Raw genomic sequence first — 18,052 nt, 5'->3', positions numbered from 1 at the left:
AGGAGCAAAAATATGAAGACAGTTAAAGTCAATATTGTTACTCCCGACGGCCCAGTATACGATTCAGAAGTCGCAATGGTTATCGCTAAAACAGTTTCAGGTGAAATTGGGGTTCTTCCAGGACATATTCCTACAGTTGCCCCACTTGCAATTGGTGCTGTTACACTTAAAAAAGAAGACGGTTCACAAGAACGTGTAGCCGTTGGTGGTGGTTTCATTGAAATACGTCCTGAACAAATTTCAATATTAGCTCCTTCTGCAGAATTAGCAGCTAATATCGACATTAATCGTGCAAAAGAATCTCTTGCACGTGCAGAGCAACGTCTTCAAAAGAAACAAGATGACATCGATTTCAAACGCGCTGAGCTAGCTTTAAACCGTGCGATTAATCGTATCAGCGTTCATGAGGGTAATATGTAAATTCATATAAAAGCGGACGGGTAACTGTCCGCTTTTTTAGTGAATAGATATATCTTTTACATTTCTGTGAAAGATGTTACAACAACTCGACCTTTTTTGGTCGGGTTGTGTTTTTGTAGCAAGCATGTACAGAATCTAATTTAGCTTCGAGGAGGTTTTGAAATGGAAGTATACCAAACTTTAGGTATTCAGGCCGTTATGGGTTTGGTTTCCCATATCTTTTTTATTGCCATTACCTTTTACGCTTTACAAGCTTTTCGATTAGAACAACTATTTAAAAAAGGAAAGGTTTTTCAAATTCAGCTAATTTATATTTTATTAAGTATCGCAATTGGATCGGCTGTGTCCAATTTTCTAATTGACTTTACCTCTTGGTCACGACAATTACCATACATTTTTTCTTAAAATTAGGGTAACTGTTGAAATAGGGCAATTTATATATCTTGTAAGGACAAATGACAATTCGTTTTTCGTTACATAATATATATAAGAAGTTCTATTCCAAATACATACTTTTTAAAAATGCAAAGCAAAACAAATAATATTTCATATGTATTTTATGATGAATTGCCAAATACTTGGCGAAATAATAGTTTTTTGAATATTTCCTGGGTAATATTGTTGAAATATGTTTTAGGACTTTTTTCTTGGGTATATATCAAGCAAGCGCTAAATAATTTTTTCGAAGTATTACGGCATATAAAATTCACAAATATGTTTAAATGAGCGTAATATAAGTTGTAGAATATTATTAAAATTTAGGGTAAAATAGTGATTTGGATGCTTGTTAAGCAATTCATTTAGCAGTACTATATTGATAGTTTTTGTGAATTATAACTTCATTCATTTTTACTTACATGACAAAATATGAAATAAAAAAGTTGAAAATTAAATTCAAAAAATTAAAAGTTACTTGATGAATGGGGTTAAAGCCTTTAGCGATTTATGAAAATATTGGCGAAAATAATCGAGCAATCTCGAACAAGTTCGGGTAAGCTCAATGCCAGCAAATTCACCAAGGCTATTATGATAACCAATCAACAAGGTTTGACAGTTTTGGACAATTGAATTCGGAGGGACGAATTGTGGAGAAAATTATCGTTACGGGAGGCCAGAAGTTACGAGGTATCGTAAAAGTAGAAGGAGCCAAAAACGCCGTACTACCAATCCTAGCAGCTTCATTGTTAGCTTCAAAGAATAAGAATATTATTAGAGACGTTCCGAATCTAGCGGATGTTCATACAATAAATGAAGTACTAAAAAGCCTAAATGCAGATGTTGCATATAACGTAGAAAAAAATGAAATTCATATCAATGCAGAAAAACAACTATCTAGTGAAGCACAGTTTGAATATGTAAGTAAAATGCGTGCTTCCATATTAGTGATGGGTTCATTATTAGCGCGTAATGGATATGCCCGTGTAGCATTACCTGGAGGTTGTGCAATCGGATCACGACCAATTGAGCTGCATTTAAAAGGGTTCGAAGCAATGGGGGCTAAAATCTCATTTGGCCATGGTTACGTCGAAGCAAAAACAGTCGATGGACTAAAGGGTGCCGATATCTATTTAGATTTCCCAAGTGTAGGAGCAACAGAGAATATTATGACTGCCGCTGCTTTAGCGAAAGGGACAACAATTATTGAAAACGCAGCTAAAGAGCCAGAGATTGTTGACTTAGCGAACTTTATAAATGGAATGGGTGGCCGTGTAATCGGTGCGGGTACGGATACAATCCGTATAGAAGGAGTAAGAGAATTAGGTGGTACAACTCATCACATCATTCCTGATCGTATCGAAGCGGGTACTTTTATGGTTGCAGCAGCTATTACGCGTGGAGATGTCTTCATTGAAAATGCAGTACCAGAGCATATGTCTGCTTTAATTGCGAAATTACGTGAAATGGGTGTAGAAGTAATTGAAGAGGGTGAAGGATTAAGAATCCGTGCAAATCATCCACTGAAAGCTGTAGATCTGAAAACAATGCCTCATCCTGGTTTCCCGACAGATATGCAAGCTCAAATGATGGCGTTATTATTAACAGCGGATGGTACTAGTATTATTACTGAGACCGTGTTCGAAAATCGATTCATGCATGTAGAAGAATTCCGCCGTATGAACGCCTTAGCTAAAATTGAAGGTCGTACTGTATTCATCGAAGGTCCTGTTAAATTACAGGGTGCTGAAGTTTCAGCAACAGATTTACGTGCTGCAGCAGCACTAATTTTAACTGGTCTTGTGTCTGAAGGGATAACACGTGTCACGAAGTTAACTCACTTAGATCGTGGATATGTTGATTTCCATAAAAAATTAGCTTCTTTAGGTGCCATCATCGAACGTGTAAATGATGATGAACTAATAGTAGAAGAGATAAATGCAGAATCTAAAGAACAGGTTGTTGAAATTTAACCTAATCTTTAAAGAAGCAGGTACATTTTCATTTTAATCAAGCATACGTACCTAAAAGAACAATTAGAACTGATAATGTGAAAATTTTACGACAAAATCTTAAAAAAGATTTTGTCGTTTTTTTAAGATTAAACTTCTTTTTACAAAGAAAGTTATTTAACTAAGAGACGTAGCCTATTTAAGTTAAGTTGCGTACTTTATAAAAAGTGGTTGGCCTTTCAATAAACCGCTGCTGCTCTTGGCAGCATGACCAACATCGTGTTTGTCCTAAGAGAAGTCGTAGAGATCATGACATGTTTATTCGAGCTCCATTAGTGCTTAAACCGTTCACCTAATCAGTTTCTATATAAGTATTTCTTTTGCCATTCAAATTTTTATAATAAATACAGATATAATTCCTTGATTCCAGGCATAAGTAATATGTATGAAAAAAATAAAAAATTATAAGAACCCAATAATGGTCGTATCAGTCATAGGCTTTGTTATTGCACTTTTTTTCTTTCCTTTTCTTTTCATGAAGTCTGAACAAAAATCTGAAGCAGCTCCACAAAAGTCGGCGACAACAAACACATCTGCCAATGCCTGCGCCCTTACGATTCAGGTGAGTGGGAGTGATATTCCTATTGATCTGGAAGAGTATGTGGTAGGAGTAGTAGCTGCAGAAATGCCTGTTGGTTTTAATCTTGAAGCATTAAAAGCCCAGGCTATTGCAGCAAGGACCTATGTGTTGAAGTCAACAAACTTTGGACAAGCCCAAATTGAACCGACAGTTGCCAAACAAGTATTTTATGATGAGGATACTAGGAAAGAAAATTGGAATGATGCATATGAGGATTATGAAAAGAAAGTACGTGAGGCTGTTGAAAGTACACGCGGTGAGGTTATTCAATATAATGGAGAACTCATAACAGCGATGTTCCATTCGATGAGTAATGGAATGACAGAGAGCTCTGTGAACTATAGTGGTACAGAACTGCCTTACCTGCAATCTGTTTCGAGTACTGATTTTCAATATGCGGATAATTATGAAACTACGTCCACTTTTACAATTGAAGAATGGAACAGCAAATTAAATACACAATCGACAATAGAGGAAATTAAACAGATTCGTTTGCAAAAAAATAATACCGGGAGGGTAGAGACTGTTAGTTTGAAAGGGCATGAGTGGACAGGCCGTGATTTTAGAACTCTATTAGGCTTACGTTCTACGGATTTCCAAATCAAAGCACAAAATGGACAAGTCACCGTTATTACAGAAGGTTACGGACATGGTGTCGGCATGAGCCAGTATGGAGCAGATGCAATGGCGGATAATGGTTCTACTGCCCATGAAATTATTAATCATTACTATCAAAATACAAGCATTGAAAAAATAAATTGTGAAAATTAAGGATTTTTTTCCAAAAAGTGAATAGAAATGTAAAATATTGTTCACACTTCAATCAGAGGTGATGAACATGAGAGAAGAAAAACAAATTAAGGCTTCTCCTAACAAAAACGGTTGGCAAAAAAAGCCATGGTTTTGGCCGTCAGTTTATGCAGCGATTGCTGTCGTATTAATCGGTCTAATTTTCAGTTATAATGCGCTTATTGGGGATGAGGAAGAAACAGAAGTGGTCCAAGATGGAACGGCTTCTGAGGATTCAACAGTCATTGAGACAAATGCTCGCACTGAAAACTTGAAATATCCTTTCAGTGAAGAAGCATTAGACAGCTTAGAAGTTTTGCAAGACTTCTATGATGTAACTGCTGATGCAGAAACGAGAGAAAAGGCACTTTTAGTGTTTAATCAAACATTCTCTACTTCATCGGGAGTATCCTTGTCTGTGAACAACGAGCCATTTGAAGTACTTGCTGCCATGAGCGGCGAGGTAACTGAAGTAAAACTTGATGAATTTACTGGAAATGAAATCGTGTTAACACATCCGAATGGAATGGAAACACGTTACAGCTCTGTTTCAGACATACTAGTAAAACAAGGCGATAAAGTAACTCAAGGTCAACCTTTAGCTACTACAATCGAAAATGAATGGAATCCAACAGCAGGAATCCATCTCCACTTCCAAGTGCTGCAAGATGGAGAACATGTTAACCCACGAAATTTCTTAGCTTTCTAATGAATGAAACTTTGCCATCTCTTTGAAAATTGAGGTGGAAACCCTTTTGTTGCCCAATTCTTGTGACCGAAGATAAGCAGCTGGTAAACGCTGCTCATCTTCAAAATTGCATGCTAGGCTTAATGCTCAAAGGTTCAGGCAATAAGTTCGTGTATTGCAGTTGAAGATCAATAAAATTGTACAAGCAATGATGAACGCCCAATGAATGCTCAAAGACGTGAAACCTTTTCACTTTTCTTACGTCTCAGGAGATTATTGGGCGTTTTTGAAGTTTTCTTGTAAAAAATAGTTCTGAAATTTCGAAAAACCTCATATTGTGAATAAACGTTAAATCGCTAGTTGCAAACGTCCATGAAACACTCACAATATAAACACGTCGAAAAAAACACCTCTCGTTAGCAAAACGGCACATTCTTATATCCGATAGAAAGGAAGAGAACGTGCACGAGCACATTCGGCATCGCTGCGTTCGACTTGGGGAGCTGCTTATTGAAACAGGTGAAACGGTTCGTGTCCTCGCGAAAATGACGGGTTATTCCAAAAGTACTGTTCATAAAGACCTAACTGAACGATTATTCTTAGTTAATGAACAATTAGCAAATGAAGTCAAAGAAATCTTAGCATATCACAAATCAATTCGTCATTTACGAGGAGGAGAGGCGACACGCAAGAAATGGCAGTCCCAAAACTATTGAAAAAGCATTTAGTTTGGCTTTCAAAAGTCAACTAAGTGCTTTTTTACTATGTGTGCCTAAAACGCTTTGAGTGCCTGGCAAACACACAATAGTGAATTTTCAGAATTATCTTTGAATTTTGCGTGTGTCAGGTACGTATTGCACCAGCCACTTCCAGTATAAATAAAGGTGTAATTGGTATGTGAATATGATAAAATAATCTAGATAAATGTATATACTAGCACGTGTATAATGTTGGAATTGGCAGGAAGGAGAAATTATTAAATGTTTTCTAAAGATATTGGGATTGATTTAGGAACGGCAAATGTGCTCATCTATGTGAAAGGAAAAGGAATTGTATTGAATGAGCCATCTGTTGTTGCAATCGATAAGAATACGAAAAAAGTATTAGCTGTTGGTGAAGAAGCACGTCAAATGGTCGGTCGTACCCCTGGGAATATTGTAGCAATTCGTCCATTAAAAGATGGTGTAATTGCGGATTTCGATGTGACTGAAGCTATGTTAAAATATTTTATAAATAAGTTAGACTTGAAGGGATTTTTCTCAAAGCCACGTATTCTTATTTGCTGTCCAACAAACATTACTAGCGTGGAACAAAAAGCAATTAGAGAAGCTGCGGAGAAATCTGGCGGCAAAAAAGTATACTTAGAGGAAGAACCAAAAGTAGCTGCAATTGGTGCGGGCATGGATATTTTCCAACCGAGCGGCAATATGGTGGTAGATATCGGCGGCGGTACTACAGACGTAGCTGTTCTTTCTATGGGCGATATCGTTACAAGCGAGTCAATCAAGGTAGCTGGAGATGTTTTTGATAACGATATTCTGCAATACATAAAAAAACAATATAAACTGTTAATCGGTGAACGTACGGCTGAAGCCATCAAGATGAATATCGGTACCGTTTATCCGGGCAGCCGTGAAGAATCAATGGAAATTCGCGGGCGTGACATGGTAACAGGATTACCAAGAACTATAGAAATCCACTCGATTGAAATCGAAAAAGCTTTACATGAGTCGGTTTCACTAATTGTTCAATCAGCCAAAAATGTACTAGAAAAAACACCACCTGAATTATCAGCTGATATTATTGATCGCGGTGTTTGCATCACAGGTGGCGGTGCTTTATTACATGGCATGGATCAATTACTGACACAGGAGTTAAAGGTTCCTGTATTTGTAGCCGAAAACCCAATGGATTGTGTAGCTGTTGGGACAGGTTTAATGCTGGATAACATCGACCGTTCTCCAGGATCACGTATTTAAGAGCATCCATCTGAATTATAGGAAGATTCTGTTGAAGTCTTGTAAAGTTGCAAGAAATGAAAAAGGTCAAGTTGATGGTACATCTGACTTATTACAAAAATACTTTTAGAGGTGAAAAAAATTGTTTAAAGGGTTTTATACTGTCGCAACGGGTATGGTGTCTCAACAAAGAAAAACAGAAATAATTACGAACAATATGGCGAATGCCAATACACCTGGTTTTAAGTCAGATCAATCAACAATCCGTTCATTTCCCGATATGCTGATGTCTGCTGTAGGGAGAACAAATCTTCCAACTGAAAATAATCTAAGTTTTGGGCAGATTCAGCAAATTGGTTCGGTCAATACAGGTGTATACTTGCAGGAAACGCTAGCAAACTATGCACAGGGGTCAATTTATGAAACAAGCCAAAATACGGACGTGGCCCTAATTAACGGTGCAATGCCCATGGATGAGGAATCTGGTCAAGCAGGGACAATCTTCTTCCGCCTAGAACACCCGGAAGGCGGAGAAGCATATACACGTAACGGGAACTTCACATTGGATGGAGAAGGCTACTTGATTAATGCTCAGGGGCTATATGTTCTTTCGTCTGAAGGCGAAAGAATCCAGTTGCCGAATGATCAATTCAACCTTACAGATGAAGGAAATATACTTGTAAATGATCAACTTGCTGCATCACTTGGTGTATCTTTTTCGGCGAATCCCAACACATTATTGAAACAAGATAATGGTTTATATCGTTCAATAGATGGAACAAATTTACCTAGCGCTTTAGATCAAGAAGGGGTTAGTTTCTCTATGCAACAAAGTTACCTGGAAGGTTCGAATGTCGATTCTGCTCAATCCATGACAGACCTTTTAACAGCGTATCGCGCCTTTGAAGCCAACCAAAAAGTATTGCAAGCCTATGATAAAAGCATGGAAAAAGCCGTAAATGAAATTGGAAGAGTATAGGATAGGGAGGGAAAATCATGCTTCGTACAATGATTACAGCAACAAACACATTAGGGCAGTTGCAAAGTCAAATTGATACAATCAGTAATAATATTGCAAATAGTAATACTGCGGGTTACAAAGCAAAAGAAGCCACTTTTTCTGAACTTCTTTACCAACAATTCAACAATGACCAATTAGATCCGACTGTTCGAAATTCACCGGTTGGAATACGCTACGGTGTTGGTGCTTATCTTGGACAAATTCAAACAAACTTTACTCAAGGTGGCCTACAAACAACTGATCGTGATCTAGACTTAGCTTTCACAAAAGAAAAACAATATTTTAATATTTTGATGCCGGATGGCGAAAATGGTCAAAGAACGGTTTACTCTCGTCAAGGGGATTTCTATGTAACGCCAGTCGAAAATGGACAAGCAATGCTTGTTAATGGTGATGGTTACTCTGTAGCTGATTCGAATGGAGACGCCATTTATTTCCCGGATAATGTAAGCAATTTTAGCTTATCAAATGATGGCACATTAGGCGTAAATTACCCAGACGGCGACACGCTGACTTTTGAATTGGGCATAACAGAAGTACAAACACCTCAAGTGATGGAGCATGTTTCGGATACATATATCGCATTGCCATCTAACTTTAATGAGTTAGGCTATAATGAGGCTGACATTCTAATAGATTTACAAGGAGCCGCTCGTACGGAAGTTGGGATGACAAACGGAACACTCGAGTTATCAAACGTAGATCTATCAACAGAAATGTCGAATTTGATTAATGCACAACGAAATTATCAATTCAGTTCCCGCGCAATTTCAATTGCCGATCAAATGCTAGGTTTGATTAATGGGATAAGATAATCGTTAAATGTAAATTTTTTTAAAGGGAGACGGCCATGACAAACGAAGTGAAAAGTGAATCAACACAGCCGAAAGTTCCTCAGAAAGAAAAGAAAGAAAAAAGAAGCGAGAAAAATCAAGAGAAACCAATGCGTTGGTATAATCTTCGACTGATACCAATTTGGTTAAGAATCATCCTCGTCCTTGCCTTACTAATCATTGCTGGTGCCGCTGGATTAATGATTGGTTTTGGAGTAATCGGGAACGGGGAACCGTTGGATGCACTCAAACAAGATACATGGCAGCATATGTTGGATATAATAAACGGTAAAGAATAGAGAATTATAACTACAATTCGAATCATTGGCTAGAATGGCTTGTAGTATTTTTTTCTATTCTACTTTTTCATGTGCGTTTTCTTTAATATTAATACAACTTAACTTACATAGGGATTAAAGGGGGATTTTGCAATGTTAACAGCTGAACAAATTCAAGAAATTTTGCCACACCGATACCCATTTTTATTAGTGGACCGTATTTTAGAGGTCGAAGAAGGAAAACGTGCTGTAGGTATTAAAAATGTTTCAATCAATGAAGAATTTTTCAATGGGCACTTTCCAGGATATCCAGTAATGCCTGGTGTTTTAATCGTCGAAGCACTAGCACAAGTAGGTGGAGTGGCTTTGTTAAAATCTGAGGAATTCAAAGGCCGCCTAGCATTCCTAACTGGAATCGATAACTGTCGCTTTAAACGTCAAGTAGTTCCTGGAGACCAATTAAAATTAGAGGTTGAATTTGTAAAACTGCGCGGTGCGATGGGGAAAGGCCATGCGATAGCGACAGTAGATGGGGAACTGGTTTGTGAAACGGATATCTTGTTTGCAATTGGTCCAGTTCAACCGAAATAGCCTAAAATGAAACACAACTCTATTTTGTCAGTATAATTATGTAAAACTGTGTTTTAAATACACTAAGAAGGATTTTATAGTGGGTACGTGTATTTGCATTTTACTAATAAAGGCAGTAAAATAAAAACTTGATGTCAGGATGACAGATGTAGTTAAAGGTATGATGGGGCTTTTTGAAACGTAGGAGGTTTTAAATTAATGTATAAACAGTTATCTTCAGGCGTAAAGATAAGCATTACTCGATCGATCTCGACGTCTTTTGAATTATATTTAGCGAGTATTGGATGGGATGAGGACAAATTTTCAATGGAAGAATTCATGAAAATTTGGCAAAAATATTTTACCGAGAATGCAGCTTGGTTTGATAAAGTGCCTCAGGATGTTTTACTGAGCCAGGAATTTCATGAAGAACTGGCACAGAAAATAGATGAAGTCATTGCCAAGATTTTAAATGAAAAGCCAACAAAAAAGCAAATAGATTCAATTGAAAAAATGCAAAAGCAATTGGGAACGAACTTTACATATGAATGTAAAGCAGAAGCTGCATATGTAGAACAGCAGTTAAAAGAACAGCTTACAAAAGAAGACTAACTTTTCTTTAAGTGTAATGATTTTGTAAAAGAGCCAAAATCTTTGGCTTCTTTTTCATGGATAGTTCCTTGCTTTCTCGGGTACTCTATGACTAATCACAGTCCTGTTGTGATGGAGTATAATCTGAAAGGGAGGGAACTTTTTTATGTGGAAAAAACCAATGTTAGCAGTAGTGCTCGGGTCAGCTTTATTGGTCGGTTGTAATAATGCAGCGGAAGAGGATGCTGTAAACGACGTTGAGGATGTTGGAGAGGATGTCGGTCAGGACGTCAATGAAGGCGTAAACGACGTACAAGAAGGTGTGGACGACATGCTTGAAGGTGACTCCTATGGTAACGGTGATGGTGACGGAAATAACAATAATACCGAAGTTAATGATCTAGGGGAAGACTTAAACGGTGACACGGGTACTCTTGAAAATAATAACAGCACCGTTGATGAAGACGGTGTTTCAAATAGTAATGGTGCTGGCCAAAACCAAACTGGCGATGTAACGAACAACGACGAACGTGTCGATAACGAAAACGAAAATCAATAATACATCGAAGGTTTTGGTTAGTTCCATCAAATCGCCTCAATTATTGGGGCGATTTTTTTCTGCAAAAAGAAGACCCCGCATAAAAAAAACTCAAAAAAAGATTAGGCATGTAAATGCACACCTAATCAGTCTACGATTCTTTCAAACGAGGTCTCTCACGCATTCCTTTTTTGAAGCGTGTCATTAACTCTTCGCTCGACAAATTCTCGCTCAACAATGATTTTAACAATGCTTCTGCATACTTACTTCGTCGTGTTTTGATCGTTCCTTTTAATAAGACGGTGATTTTTTCCCCAATATCTTGAATATCGCTGACCTTCACTTTAAAAGGAGCCGGCTCATTATCAGGAAATGAAATGATGACATGGACTTCAAACAATTCATCTGATTCTTTGAGGTTTTCAAATATTGATTGGTATTCTTTGGAAAGAAATAACTCTAAAATCCACGATTTACGGCTGTTCTCCTGATTGATTACAATGCCGTCGACAATGGGAATATTCATCCCGCCTTGTTCATTTATCAAGTCAAAGGATAGCAATTTAAACGTCTTCATAGCGACCCCCCAGTAATTTTTCAACTTATATAAGTATAACATAGAAAAACTGCGAAAATTAATATTTGGCCCTTACAATTTTGTGACTACAAAGCTTAGAGCCACAATGGTTTGAGTCCATATGATACTTTTTTGATATGTCGATATTTAAATTTCTGAGTCGATAATAATAGGCAAAATCTACTTTTCGGGTTTTGCCAAATTCGCACCGCTTAGTTTATGATGGTCTCATAAAGAAAGGAGGTGGAAGGAATGAACCAAGTCGGACTAGTCGGTCGGTTTACGAGAGATCCTATTCTCAAGACATTTTCAGGAAATCGAGTACAGACTCATTTTGTCCTGGCAATCAATCGCAACTACCGAAATAATGAAGGAAACGTAGATGCAGATTTCGTTACTTGCATAGCATGGGGAAGGCTTGCAGAACGAATTGTCAACTATTGTGGAAAAGGCTCTTTGGTAGGAATAAGCGGTCGGTTGCAAACCAGGTCATTCACAAACAAGGAAAATGTAAAAGTTTTTACAACAGAAGTTATTTTAGATGATGTCCGATTCTTTATTTTAAAGTCGCCTGAAAACAAAAGTGGGACAACCCAAAACAACTTAGATGTGCCAAATGACTTTGTTCTCCCGGAACAAGTGGCAAATACGCCTGTTCCTTAGAATCAAGGCAATAGTAAGGATTAATGCAAGTTGATATTAATAGCTGAGCTAATGTTGTAGAGGTATCAAAGGAAAGAAAATTCTTAAAAAACGTAAGTGTCTCATCTCTCCTAAAAAGTGTTTACTAAAAACTCTCCTAGAAATTCAAGTTATTTCACATCTCAGATTCAAAAATACCCTAACTCAAAATTGAACGAAGAATTAAATAAAAAGACTCTCTTTTATGTTTGTGTCCTTAAAACTTATTACTAGATCAGAAAACTCCCTTCCAAAAAATTCTACTATCACTAAACCATCCTCGATTACAAACTGCTGGAAAGGAGGTGATAAAAAAATCACTGCTGCAGACCGCACAGTAGTGACGCCATTTCTCCTAAGCTCTACATAGTAGAGAACAACAATTTAATATGGATAAACCGATAATGGATAACGAGAGACTGCAAAACAGAGTCGATTAGTATCTTACTACCAATCGACTCTGTTTCACTTTATTATTATTTCAGTGCATGTGTATCGAGCATTAATAAATCCATTAATTCATCTTCTTGCAGCTCGGTTAACCAATTGCTTGATTGAATCAATTCTTCCGAAAGGGCAGATTTAATTTCAATCATTTTATCAATTTTTTCTTCAATTGTTCCGATGGTGATGAATTTATGAACCTGAACAAATTGTGTTTGACCTATTCTGTATGCTCGGTCTGTTGCTTGATTTTCCACCGCGGGATTCCACCAACGATCCGCATGCAATACGTGATTTGCAGCAGTTAGGTTGAGACCTGTCCCTCCAGCTTTCAATGACAGTAGGAAAATTGGGAACTCACCTGCCTGGAAACTATCGACAAGATTATCTCGTTGCTGCTTTGGCATGCTGCCAGTTAAGAATGGAATATCAATATTGTAAAGCTCCGAGAAACAATGCTGTAATAACTGGCCCATACCAATATACTGCGTGAAAATTAAGCATTGCTCGCCATTGTCCACGATATCGGCCGCGAGCTCGACAATGCGCTTTAGCTTGATGGATCGATTTAAAAGCGTTTTCGCATCATCTAAAGGTTCTTTCAGATATAAAGCTGGATGATTACATAACTGTTTTAGCTTGCTCAACATTTGTAAAATACGACCTTTTTTCTCAAATGCCGTCATAACCTCAAGCTGTGCCAGTGTATCCTCTATATACCCTTCATAAAGAGCAGCTTGTTCACTTGTTAACCCACAGAATTCCTTCGTTTCTTGCTTTTCAGGCAAATTCAGCATTAAATCAGGATCATTTTTTGTACGACGCATCAGGAACGGGCGAATTTTTGTACGTAAAATTTCCTTATGACGATCGGATTCTTCACGTTCAATTGGAACAATGAATTGCTCCTGGAACTTCCCGAAACTCCCCAAATATCCCTTGTGAATGAAATCGAAAATTGCCCAAAGCTCAGATAGTCTATTTTCGATTGGAGTCCCGGTTAAAGCAATATGATGCTTGCCGTTTAATCGACGAATCGCCTTGGATTGTAAGGTCTGCATGTTCTTAATATTTTGGGCTTCATCTAATGTCACGGTTGCCCAATCAATATGTTGTAAAAACTCAATATCTTGTGAAATCGTTCCATAAGTAGAGAGTACAACATTTGGTTTTTCTCTTTGTAGCACGTATCTAAGCTCGGAGTCTTTTATGCGGTTTGCACCATAATGAGTCATCACTTTTAATGATGGCGCAAAGCGGTCAAGTTCTTTTTGCCAGTTTCCTAAAACAGAAGTAGGACAAATAATAATCGTAGGATCGGTTTCATTTAACTTCTCAACCGTATATAAAAGATAACTAATCATTTGAACCGTTTTGCCAAGTCCCATATCATCCGCTAGCACGGCACCAAACTTTTGCTCTCGCATAAATGTCATCCATTCAAAACCTTCTTGCTGGTAAGGACGCAATTCTGCATGCAGTCCAGTAGGCTGGGGGATAGAAGGAAGTCCCTTTTTCGTCGTCAGCTGGTCTACATATTCCTGTAAGGAACGCTGCATTTCAAAAGCGAATAGTGGATCATCGGATTCGGAATCCTCCTCTTCTAATGGAGCAGAAAGCTCATTTGGCAACTCACGGAATAACAGCTCTCGCACTGTCCAGTTTTCTTCCTCTGCCTTATCCATTAGCTCGCGAATTTCATTCATCCAATTCACATCCATACGGAACCATTCATCGCCGATTCGCACAAATTCTCGATTTTCATCGACAATTTTTCGGAATTCCTCCGCATTGATTTCTTCTCCATTGACAGAAAGCTGCCATTTGAAGGCTAAAATATCATCCAACCCTGCGACAGATTTTTGTGACTGATTACTCGCACTCACACGGACGCGCATTTTCGTCTGCTTTAATTCACGCAACCATGCAGGTAAAACGACCTCAAAGCCAAGTGCACTAAGCTTAGCAAAGTCATCTCGCAATAACTTGCGAACATCCCCATCATCTATGGTTGTATGTATAAACGTGTCGGGGGAAACATGATAAGCACTTAAATCCACCAGCTCAAGTATTTGTGACTGTTGGTTCACAATTTCGTCCGCAAATTCCAGCCACTTCTCGGGAAGTGCTTTTTCTACAGGCAACTGTCTTTTGCGGACTGCCGGTGTCCATAGCTTTGTTGTTTTTGTTGAGCTAAGAACCGTTTCTAAAAGCCATTCTGATGAATTTTCCTCCGGTTCACTTAAACGGATTGCAACTTTAAGATTACCTAGTGAACGGTCCTTATTTAATGGCCATCCTCCATTTTTAAAGAAAGGAAGCAGTGCTGGCAAATCCCTAGGATGTAAACTTGCAAAGGCTAATTTTTGATAAGCTGCTTGTGTCAGAAGGGACTCATATTCATGTAATGGTATATCTTTATCTTTCGTAAATGCTCGGACAAACTCATCTTCCAAAAAGCCTTCAGGCAGCTGAAAAGTAAATGTCAATTCACCCGATTCTTTTTCATCCGTAACTACGTAATCCCATAGCGCACTGTTGTTCCAAAGGAGCTGGATTCCTTTCATCGCAGCGAGCAGCTTATCAGATTGGTCATCATCTCCCTTTAATTGAATAAAGGGATGTTTATATAATGGTGACAATAAATCAACGAGCTCCACTGTCGTTAATCGAAGATCGGTATCAGTTACATTTGCATTTAAACCAAAGAAATTAGGTTCATATCGAAAAAATAATTGTCTTGTCCAGTTTATGGGAGACATGGGTGTATGATCGTCATTGAATGCTGTGACAGAAAAGAAAGCTGGTGTGAGTTCTTCTATAGATATTCGAATTATTTTCGTAAAAGGGGTTTGTTGAATTTCTGTCATACCAGTAGATTTCCTTTCTCTAATTCTTCCTGTAAGGCACGTAACCGTTTATATTGTTCACGTACTGTATGGATATAATCAGTCCAAAAGTTGGTTTTCCCACATTTTTTTGAAGCAGATTTCATCATTTTCCAAATTCGAACAGCTTGTTTATAGTTCATTCTTGATTTTTGCTTCACTTCTTCAAGTGCATAGAAATGATATAGCGGCAATGTCACTTCCGGTGCCTCTTCAATAACTTCCTTCAGCCCGCATGTTTCTAAATAAGAAATCGAGGATGGATATAATTGATGAAGGGCAACCCACTCTTCGTAGCGCTTCTCCTTCAGCAAATAATGGGAATAGGGTTGAACGCCATAAGTGCCAAATGCGGAATAGAGCATCAGTTCTTCCTGTTCCGAAAGCACGATATGATCATATAAAACATGAATTCTCCTCACATACATTTGTCGTTGATGTGGCGGAAGATAGCCATTAATATACTCATTTAAAAGCGGAAGCATGGCCTTTAAAATTAATTCAGTAGCAATTTCATCATGACGGGAAGACGCAAACTTAGCCAGTCCAAAATAGACACTCATCTGGTCTGAAGATATGCTTTCTAAATGCTGTTTTAATGAATCATAATCTTTTAATAGTATATGAAAAACATTATATACAGGCGAGAGTGGCACTTCTTCACTTAATTTTAGCTTTAACTCGTCGTTTTCAACGTAACTTTTAAGGATTTCTAATTCTTCTTGGGCACGTCTTTTTTCGATAAATACAGTATCCCAAAATAATAAATAGATATTTAATCTTCTACCGATATAGTGATGTCTTTCCAGTAAAAATTTCCTTATCAAAACTTGCAATGCATCAAAAAATGGATCTGTTGCGAAAAGTCGCGATTTCCCGGACAGTTCATCAATTGTATTTTGGATAGCTTCGAACCGACGATCGAAAAAATATTCAAAGTAGTCACCGCTATTATAATTCTTATTAGATTGATTTAAATGTTGCCAAATTTTATCCAATATCGCAATTTCCATAAACAACTTGTAAATAGGCTGCCATTCCCGTTCAAAAGGGAGATGTTTTCTTAGTTTGGTGTGTGCGTTTTCTGAAATGCTAGAAATCAGGTGCTTCTCAATTTGACGTCCTTCTGGCAACAGATGGGTCATTACTTCGTCTACCATGGCAAGCCAGTTTTCCGGAGTACGGTCCGATGCAAGCATGTGCAGATTGATACTTTTTTTCGTCCGCCATTTTCCAGCCCAGTCTTGAACAGAGCCAATATATTGAAATAAAGCCAGGATGACACTAACCTTATGGCGACACCACTCTTCCTGAGGGCAGTCACAGCTAATTTCATTCGTTTTAAAATTAACGCTGACATGTGTTAGTCGGACATCCTGTACAGATGCATAAAGCGTAGTGGTAGCAGGAATATAGCGTTCTAAATTTACTGATTTATTCCGTACTGCAAAGAGTGCGCGGCGTACAAGTTCCTCGTCTTCAGTGACAGATGGATGTAAAGATTGCTCGATATGTTCTAGTTGAGTTCGAATGAATGCAGCTTGTTCCCATGCAAGTGTTGAAATCGATAAACCCATAGTAATACGCTCCTTAGAAAAACACAGAACATCGATGAACTATGTTTTTTCTTTTGACTTATTGAAAATTTTTGAACTTCGTCTAAAAAAGTCTGTCCTTCCATTATAACTTGAAAAGGCGGGAATGATAAGCAAAACAGAAATTTTGTAAAAAGGTTACCACGAATCGGTTTGAAACGGATAAAAATGGGAATATGTATTCTACGTAAATTTGTAAAACAAAGGTTTGCCAGCTCGTATGCAAATTGATTTACAAATATCGATAAAATTAGTAACAATCTGCTAGTTTGAAAAGCGAAAAGTATGGAGAATATAGCATTAACGAGCTATAAAATTCGTATGATAAGTAAACGCATTGTAGATGGCTGCCACTCGTGCGGCTTACCGGATAATACATATGAATATTTATTCAGCATTCATTTAGTATTGAAATCGCTTACACGTACTAAAAACTGGGAATTGATATAATTATCAAAAAAATCCCAAATAGGAGGGGATAGCATGATTCAAGTACAGTTTATGAAACCTTTTTATACGAAAGTAAATGGAAAGACGCTACGCTTAGTATTCGCTTATCAATATTTTTCAATTGTTAAGGATGATGAGTTGTATCATTTTGTTCCGGTGGAAGGGAAGGAAATGATTATCGATCTTGAAACAAAGCAAATCGAAAATCTGTCAGAGATTTTTGTGTTCCAACGCGGAAATCGTTTTATTCGTTTACCTTTATATCAGTTGCTTTTAATTTCTAACGTGCATGAACATTTAACTCCTATCTTAGATCAAGCCACAACACCAGAAGATAAAACCAATAGTGTACAAAAAGAGCAAAGTGAAACAGAAATCCAAATAATGATTCGCGAACTCGAGGAACAAAATTTAGAGCATCTAATCAACCAAGCACTCGAAAATCGCGACGAAAAACGCTTCTACGAACTAGCATCGCAAAAAACAAAACTGCATGAGGCAAATAAATAGTGAAGACTCTTGTCTGTGTGGGCAGACGGAGTACGAGTAGAGCAAAAGCACCTGAATCGTTTGATTTCAGGTGCTTTTGTTGTAATGGGTATTGCTAAAATAATACCCAGAGCTTGAAGTGTCGAAAATAATTGATAAAGTGGCGGATATTCGACAAAAAGTGGCGGAAATATTCATGAAAGTGTCGGATTTAT

At 37.7% G+C, this 18,052-nt stretch carries 18 protein-coding genes; 15 read left to right on the top strand and 3 right to left on the bottom strand.

The window, feature by feature from the left end; translation table 11 throughout:
* Window positions 1-12: 12 nt before the first annotated feature.
* From ACFQU5_RS07460 to ACFQU5_RS07400, 13 genes are all read left to right on the top strand, one after another.
* Window positions 13-420: a F0F1 ATP synthase subunit epsilon gene (locus ACFQU5_RS07460; protein ID WP_390286296.1), complete on the top strand. Its 408-nt coding sequence runs from the start codon at window positions 13-15 to the stop codon at window positions 418-420.
* 162 nt (window positions 421-582) lie between these two features.
* Window positions 583-825, top strand: a complete 243-nt coding sequence (locus tag ACFQU5_RS07455; protein WP_390286294.1) for a DUF1146 family protein — start codon at window positions 583-585, stop codon at window positions 823-825.
* 680 nt (window positions 826-1,505) lie between these two features.
* Entirely contained in the window at window positions 1,506-2,828 is a 1,323-nt protein-coding gene (gene murA / locus ACFQU5_RS07450) for a UDP-N-acetylglucosamine 1-carboxyvinyltransferase (protein ID WP_390286292.1), read from the top strand.
* Between the two features lie 424 nt (window positions 2,829-3,252).
* Window positions 3,253-4,218 carry a stage II sporulation protein D gene (gene spoIID / locus ACFQU5_RS07445; protein ID WP_390286290.1) on the top strand — a complete coding sequence of 322 codons (966 nt, stop codon included), beginning with the start codon at window positions 3,253-3,255 and terminating at the stop codon, window positions 4,216-4,218.
* Window positions 4,219-4,285: 67 nt separating this feature from the next.
* On the top strand, window positions 4,286-4,945 hold the full coding sequence (locus tag ACFQU5_RS07440; protein WP_390286288.1) for a peptidoglycan DD-metalloendopeptidase family protein: 660 nt from the start codon (window positions 4,286-4,288) through the stop codon (window positions 4,943-4,945).
* A 440-nt stretch (window positions 4,946-5,385) separates the two neighbouring features.
* Window positions 5,386-5,640 carry a sporulation transcriptional regulator SpoIIID gene (locus ACFQU5_RS07435; protein WP_036200116.1) on the top strand — a complete coding sequence of 85 codons (255 nt, stop codon included), beginning with the start codon at window positions 5,386-5,388 and terminating at the stop codon, window positions 5,638-5,640.
* 264 nt (window positions 5,641-5,904) lie between these two features.
* A complete protein-coding gene (gene mreB, locus ACFQU5_RS07430; RefSeq protein ID WP_390286285.1) occupies window positions 5,905-6,903 on the top strand; it encodes a rod shape-determining protein in 999 nt (332 codons plus the stop codon).
* A gap of 121 nt (window positions 6,904-7,024) precedes the next feature.
* Window positions 7,025-7,861: a flagellar hook-basal body protein gene (locus tag ACFQU5_RS07425; protein ID WP_390286283.1), complete on the top strand. Its 837-nt coding sequence runs from the start codon at window positions 7,025-7,027 to the stop codon at window positions 7,859-7,861.
* 17 nt (window positions 7,862-7,878) lie between these two features.
* Window positions 7,879-8,718: a flagellar hook-basal body protein gene (locus ACFQU5_RS07420; RefSeq protein WP_390286281.1), complete on the top strand. Its 840-nt coding sequence runs from the start codon at window positions 7,879-7,881 to the stop codon at window positions 8,716-8,718.
* Window positions 8,719-8,753: 35 nt separating this feature from the next.
* Window positions 8,754-9,035: a DNA-directed RNA polymerase subunit beta gene (locus ACFQU5_RS07415; RefSeq protein ID WP_390286279.1), complete on the top strand. Its 282-nt coding sequence runs from the start codon at window positions 8,754-8,756 to the stop codon at window positions 9,033-9,035.
* 132 nt (window positions 9,036-9,167) lie between these two features.
* On the top strand, window positions 9,168-9,605 hold the full coding sequence (gene fabZ / locus ACFQU5_RS07410) for a 3-hydroxyacyl-ACP dehydratase FabZ (protein WP_390286277.1): 438 nt from the start codon (window positions 9,168-9,170) through the stop codon (window positions 9,603-9,605).
* A gap of 198 nt (window positions 9,606-9,803) precedes the next feature.
* Window positions 9,804-10,196, top strand: a complete 393-nt coding sequence (locus tag ACFQU5_RS07405; RefSeq protein ID WP_390286275.1) for a hypothetical protein — start codon at window positions 9,804-9,806, stop codon at window positions 10,194-10,196.
* Window positions 10,197-10,341: 145 nt separating this feature from the next.
* Entirely contained in the window at window positions 10,342-10,734 is a 393-nt protein-coding gene (locus ACFQU5_RS07400; protein WP_390286273.1) for a hypothetical protein, read from the top strand.
* Between the two features lie 130 nt (window positions 10,735-10,864).
* On the opposite strand, the gene ACFQU5_RS07395 is transcribed toward ACFQU5_RS07400, so the two are convergent.
* The gene (locus tag ACFQU5_RS07395) at window positions 10,865-11,290 is read right to left on the bottom strand and encodes a YwpF family protein (RefSeq protein WP_390286271.1); all 426 of its coding nucleotides are present in this window, start codon (window positions 11,288-11,290) and stop codon (window positions 10,865-10,867) included.
* A 252-nt stretch (window positions 11,291-11,542) separates the two neighbouring features.
* Here ACFQU5_RS07395 and ACFQU5_RS07390 point away from each other — a divergent pair, with 252 nt between their 5' ends.
* The gene (locus ACFQU5_RS07390; protein WP_390286269.1) at window positions 11,543-11,953 is read left to right on the top strand and encodes a single-stranded DNA-binding protein; all 411 of its coding nucleotides are present in this window, start codon (window positions 11,543-11,545) and stop codon (window positions 11,951-11,953) included.
* 494 nt (window positions 11,954-12,447) lie between these two features.
* Here ACFQU5_RS07390 and ACFQU5_RS07385 read toward each other — a convergent pair whose 3' ends face one another.
* Window positions 12,448-15,285, bottom strand: a complete 2,838-nt coding sequence (locus ACFQU5_RS07385) for a DEAD/DEAH box helicase (protein ID WP_390286267.1) — start codon at window positions 15,283-15,285, stop codon at window positions 12,448-12,450.
* Entirely contained in the window at window positions 15,282-16,880 is a 1,599-nt protein-coding gene (locus ACFQU5_RS07380) for a hypothetical protein (RefSeq protein WP_390286265.1), read from the bottom strand. Before ACFQU5_RS07380 ends, ACFQU5_RS07385 begins: the two co-directional genes overlap by 4 nt.
* 501 nt (window positions 16,881-17,381) lie before the next feature.
* Here ACFQU5_RS07380 and ACFQU5_RS07375 point away from each other — a divergent pair.
* A complete protein-coding gene (locus tag ACFQU5_RS07375) occupies window positions 17,382-17,858 on the top strand; it encodes an IDEAL domain-containing protein (protein WP_390286263.1) in 477 nt (158 codons plus the stop codon).
* Window positions 17,859-18,052: the final 194 nt, after the last annotated feature.

The organism is Ureibacillus sp. GCM10028918, assembly GCF_042666115.1.
Taxonomy (GTDB): domain Bacteria; phylum Bacillota; class Bacilli; order Bacillales_A; family Planococcaceae; genus Ureibacillus.
Note: the sequence above shows the minus strand (reverse complement) of the source record. Positions and strands in the feature narration are given on the sequence as shown.

Coding starts and splice junctions, on each gene's coding strand:
- ACFQU5_RS07460 (WP_390286296.1), top strand. CDS start 13: ATGAAGACAGTTAAAGTCAATATTGTTACTCCCGACGGCCCAGTATAC.
- ACFQU5_RS07420 (WP_390286281.1), top strand. CDS start 7,879: ATGCTTCGTACAATGATTACAGCAACAAACACATTAGGGCAGTTGCAA.
- fabZ (WP_390286277.1), top strand. CDS start 9,168: ATGTTAACAGCTGAACAAATTCAAGAAATTTTGCCACACCGATACCCA.
- ACFQU5_RS07440 (WP_390286288.1), top strand. CDS start 4,286: ATGAGAGAAGAAAAACAAATTAAGGCTTCTCCTAACAAAAACGGTTGG.
- ACFQU5_RS07395 (WP_390286271.1), bottom strand. CDS start 11,290: ATGAAGACGTTTAAATTGCTATCCTTTGACTTGATAAATGAACAAGGC.
- ACFQU5_RS07390 (WP_390286269.1), top strand. CDS start 11,543: ATGAACCAAGTCGGACTAGTCGGTCGGTTTACGAGAGATCCTATTCTC.
- ACFQU5_RS07400 (WP_390286273.1), top strand. CDS start 10,342: ATGTGGAAAAAACCAATGTTAGCAGTAGTGCTCGGGTCAGCTTTATTG.
- spoIID (WP_390286290.1), top strand. CDS start 3,253: ATGAAAAAAATAAAAAATTATAAGAACCCAATAATGGTCGTATCAGTC.
- ACFQU5_RS07405 (WP_390286275.1), top strand. CDS start 9,804: ATGTATAAACAGTTATCTTCAGGCGTAAAGATAAGCATTACTCGATCG.
- ACFQU5_RS07380 (WP_390286265.1), bottom strand. CDS start 16,880: ATGGGTTTATCGATTTCAACACTTGCATGGGAACAAGCTGCATTCATT.
- ACFQU5_RS07455 (WP_390286294.1), top strand. CDS start 583: ATGGAAGTATACCAAACTTTAGGTATTCAGGCCGTTATGGGTTTGGTT.
- ACFQU5_RS07415 (WP_390286279.1), top strand. CDS start 8,754: ATGACAAACGAAGTGAAAAGTGAATCAACACAGCCGAAAGTTCCTCAG.
- ACFQU5_RS07385 (WP_390286267.1), bottom strand. CDS start 15,285: ATGACAGAAATTCAACAAACCCCTTTTACGAAAATAATTCGAATATCT.
- mreB (WP_390286285.1), top strand. CDS start 5,905: ATGTTTTCTAAAGATATTGGGATTGATTTAGGAACGGCAAATGTGCTC.
- ACFQU5_RS07375 (WP_390286263.1), top strand. CDS start 17,382: ATGATTCAAGTACAGTTTATGAAACCTTTTTATACGAAAGTAAATGGA.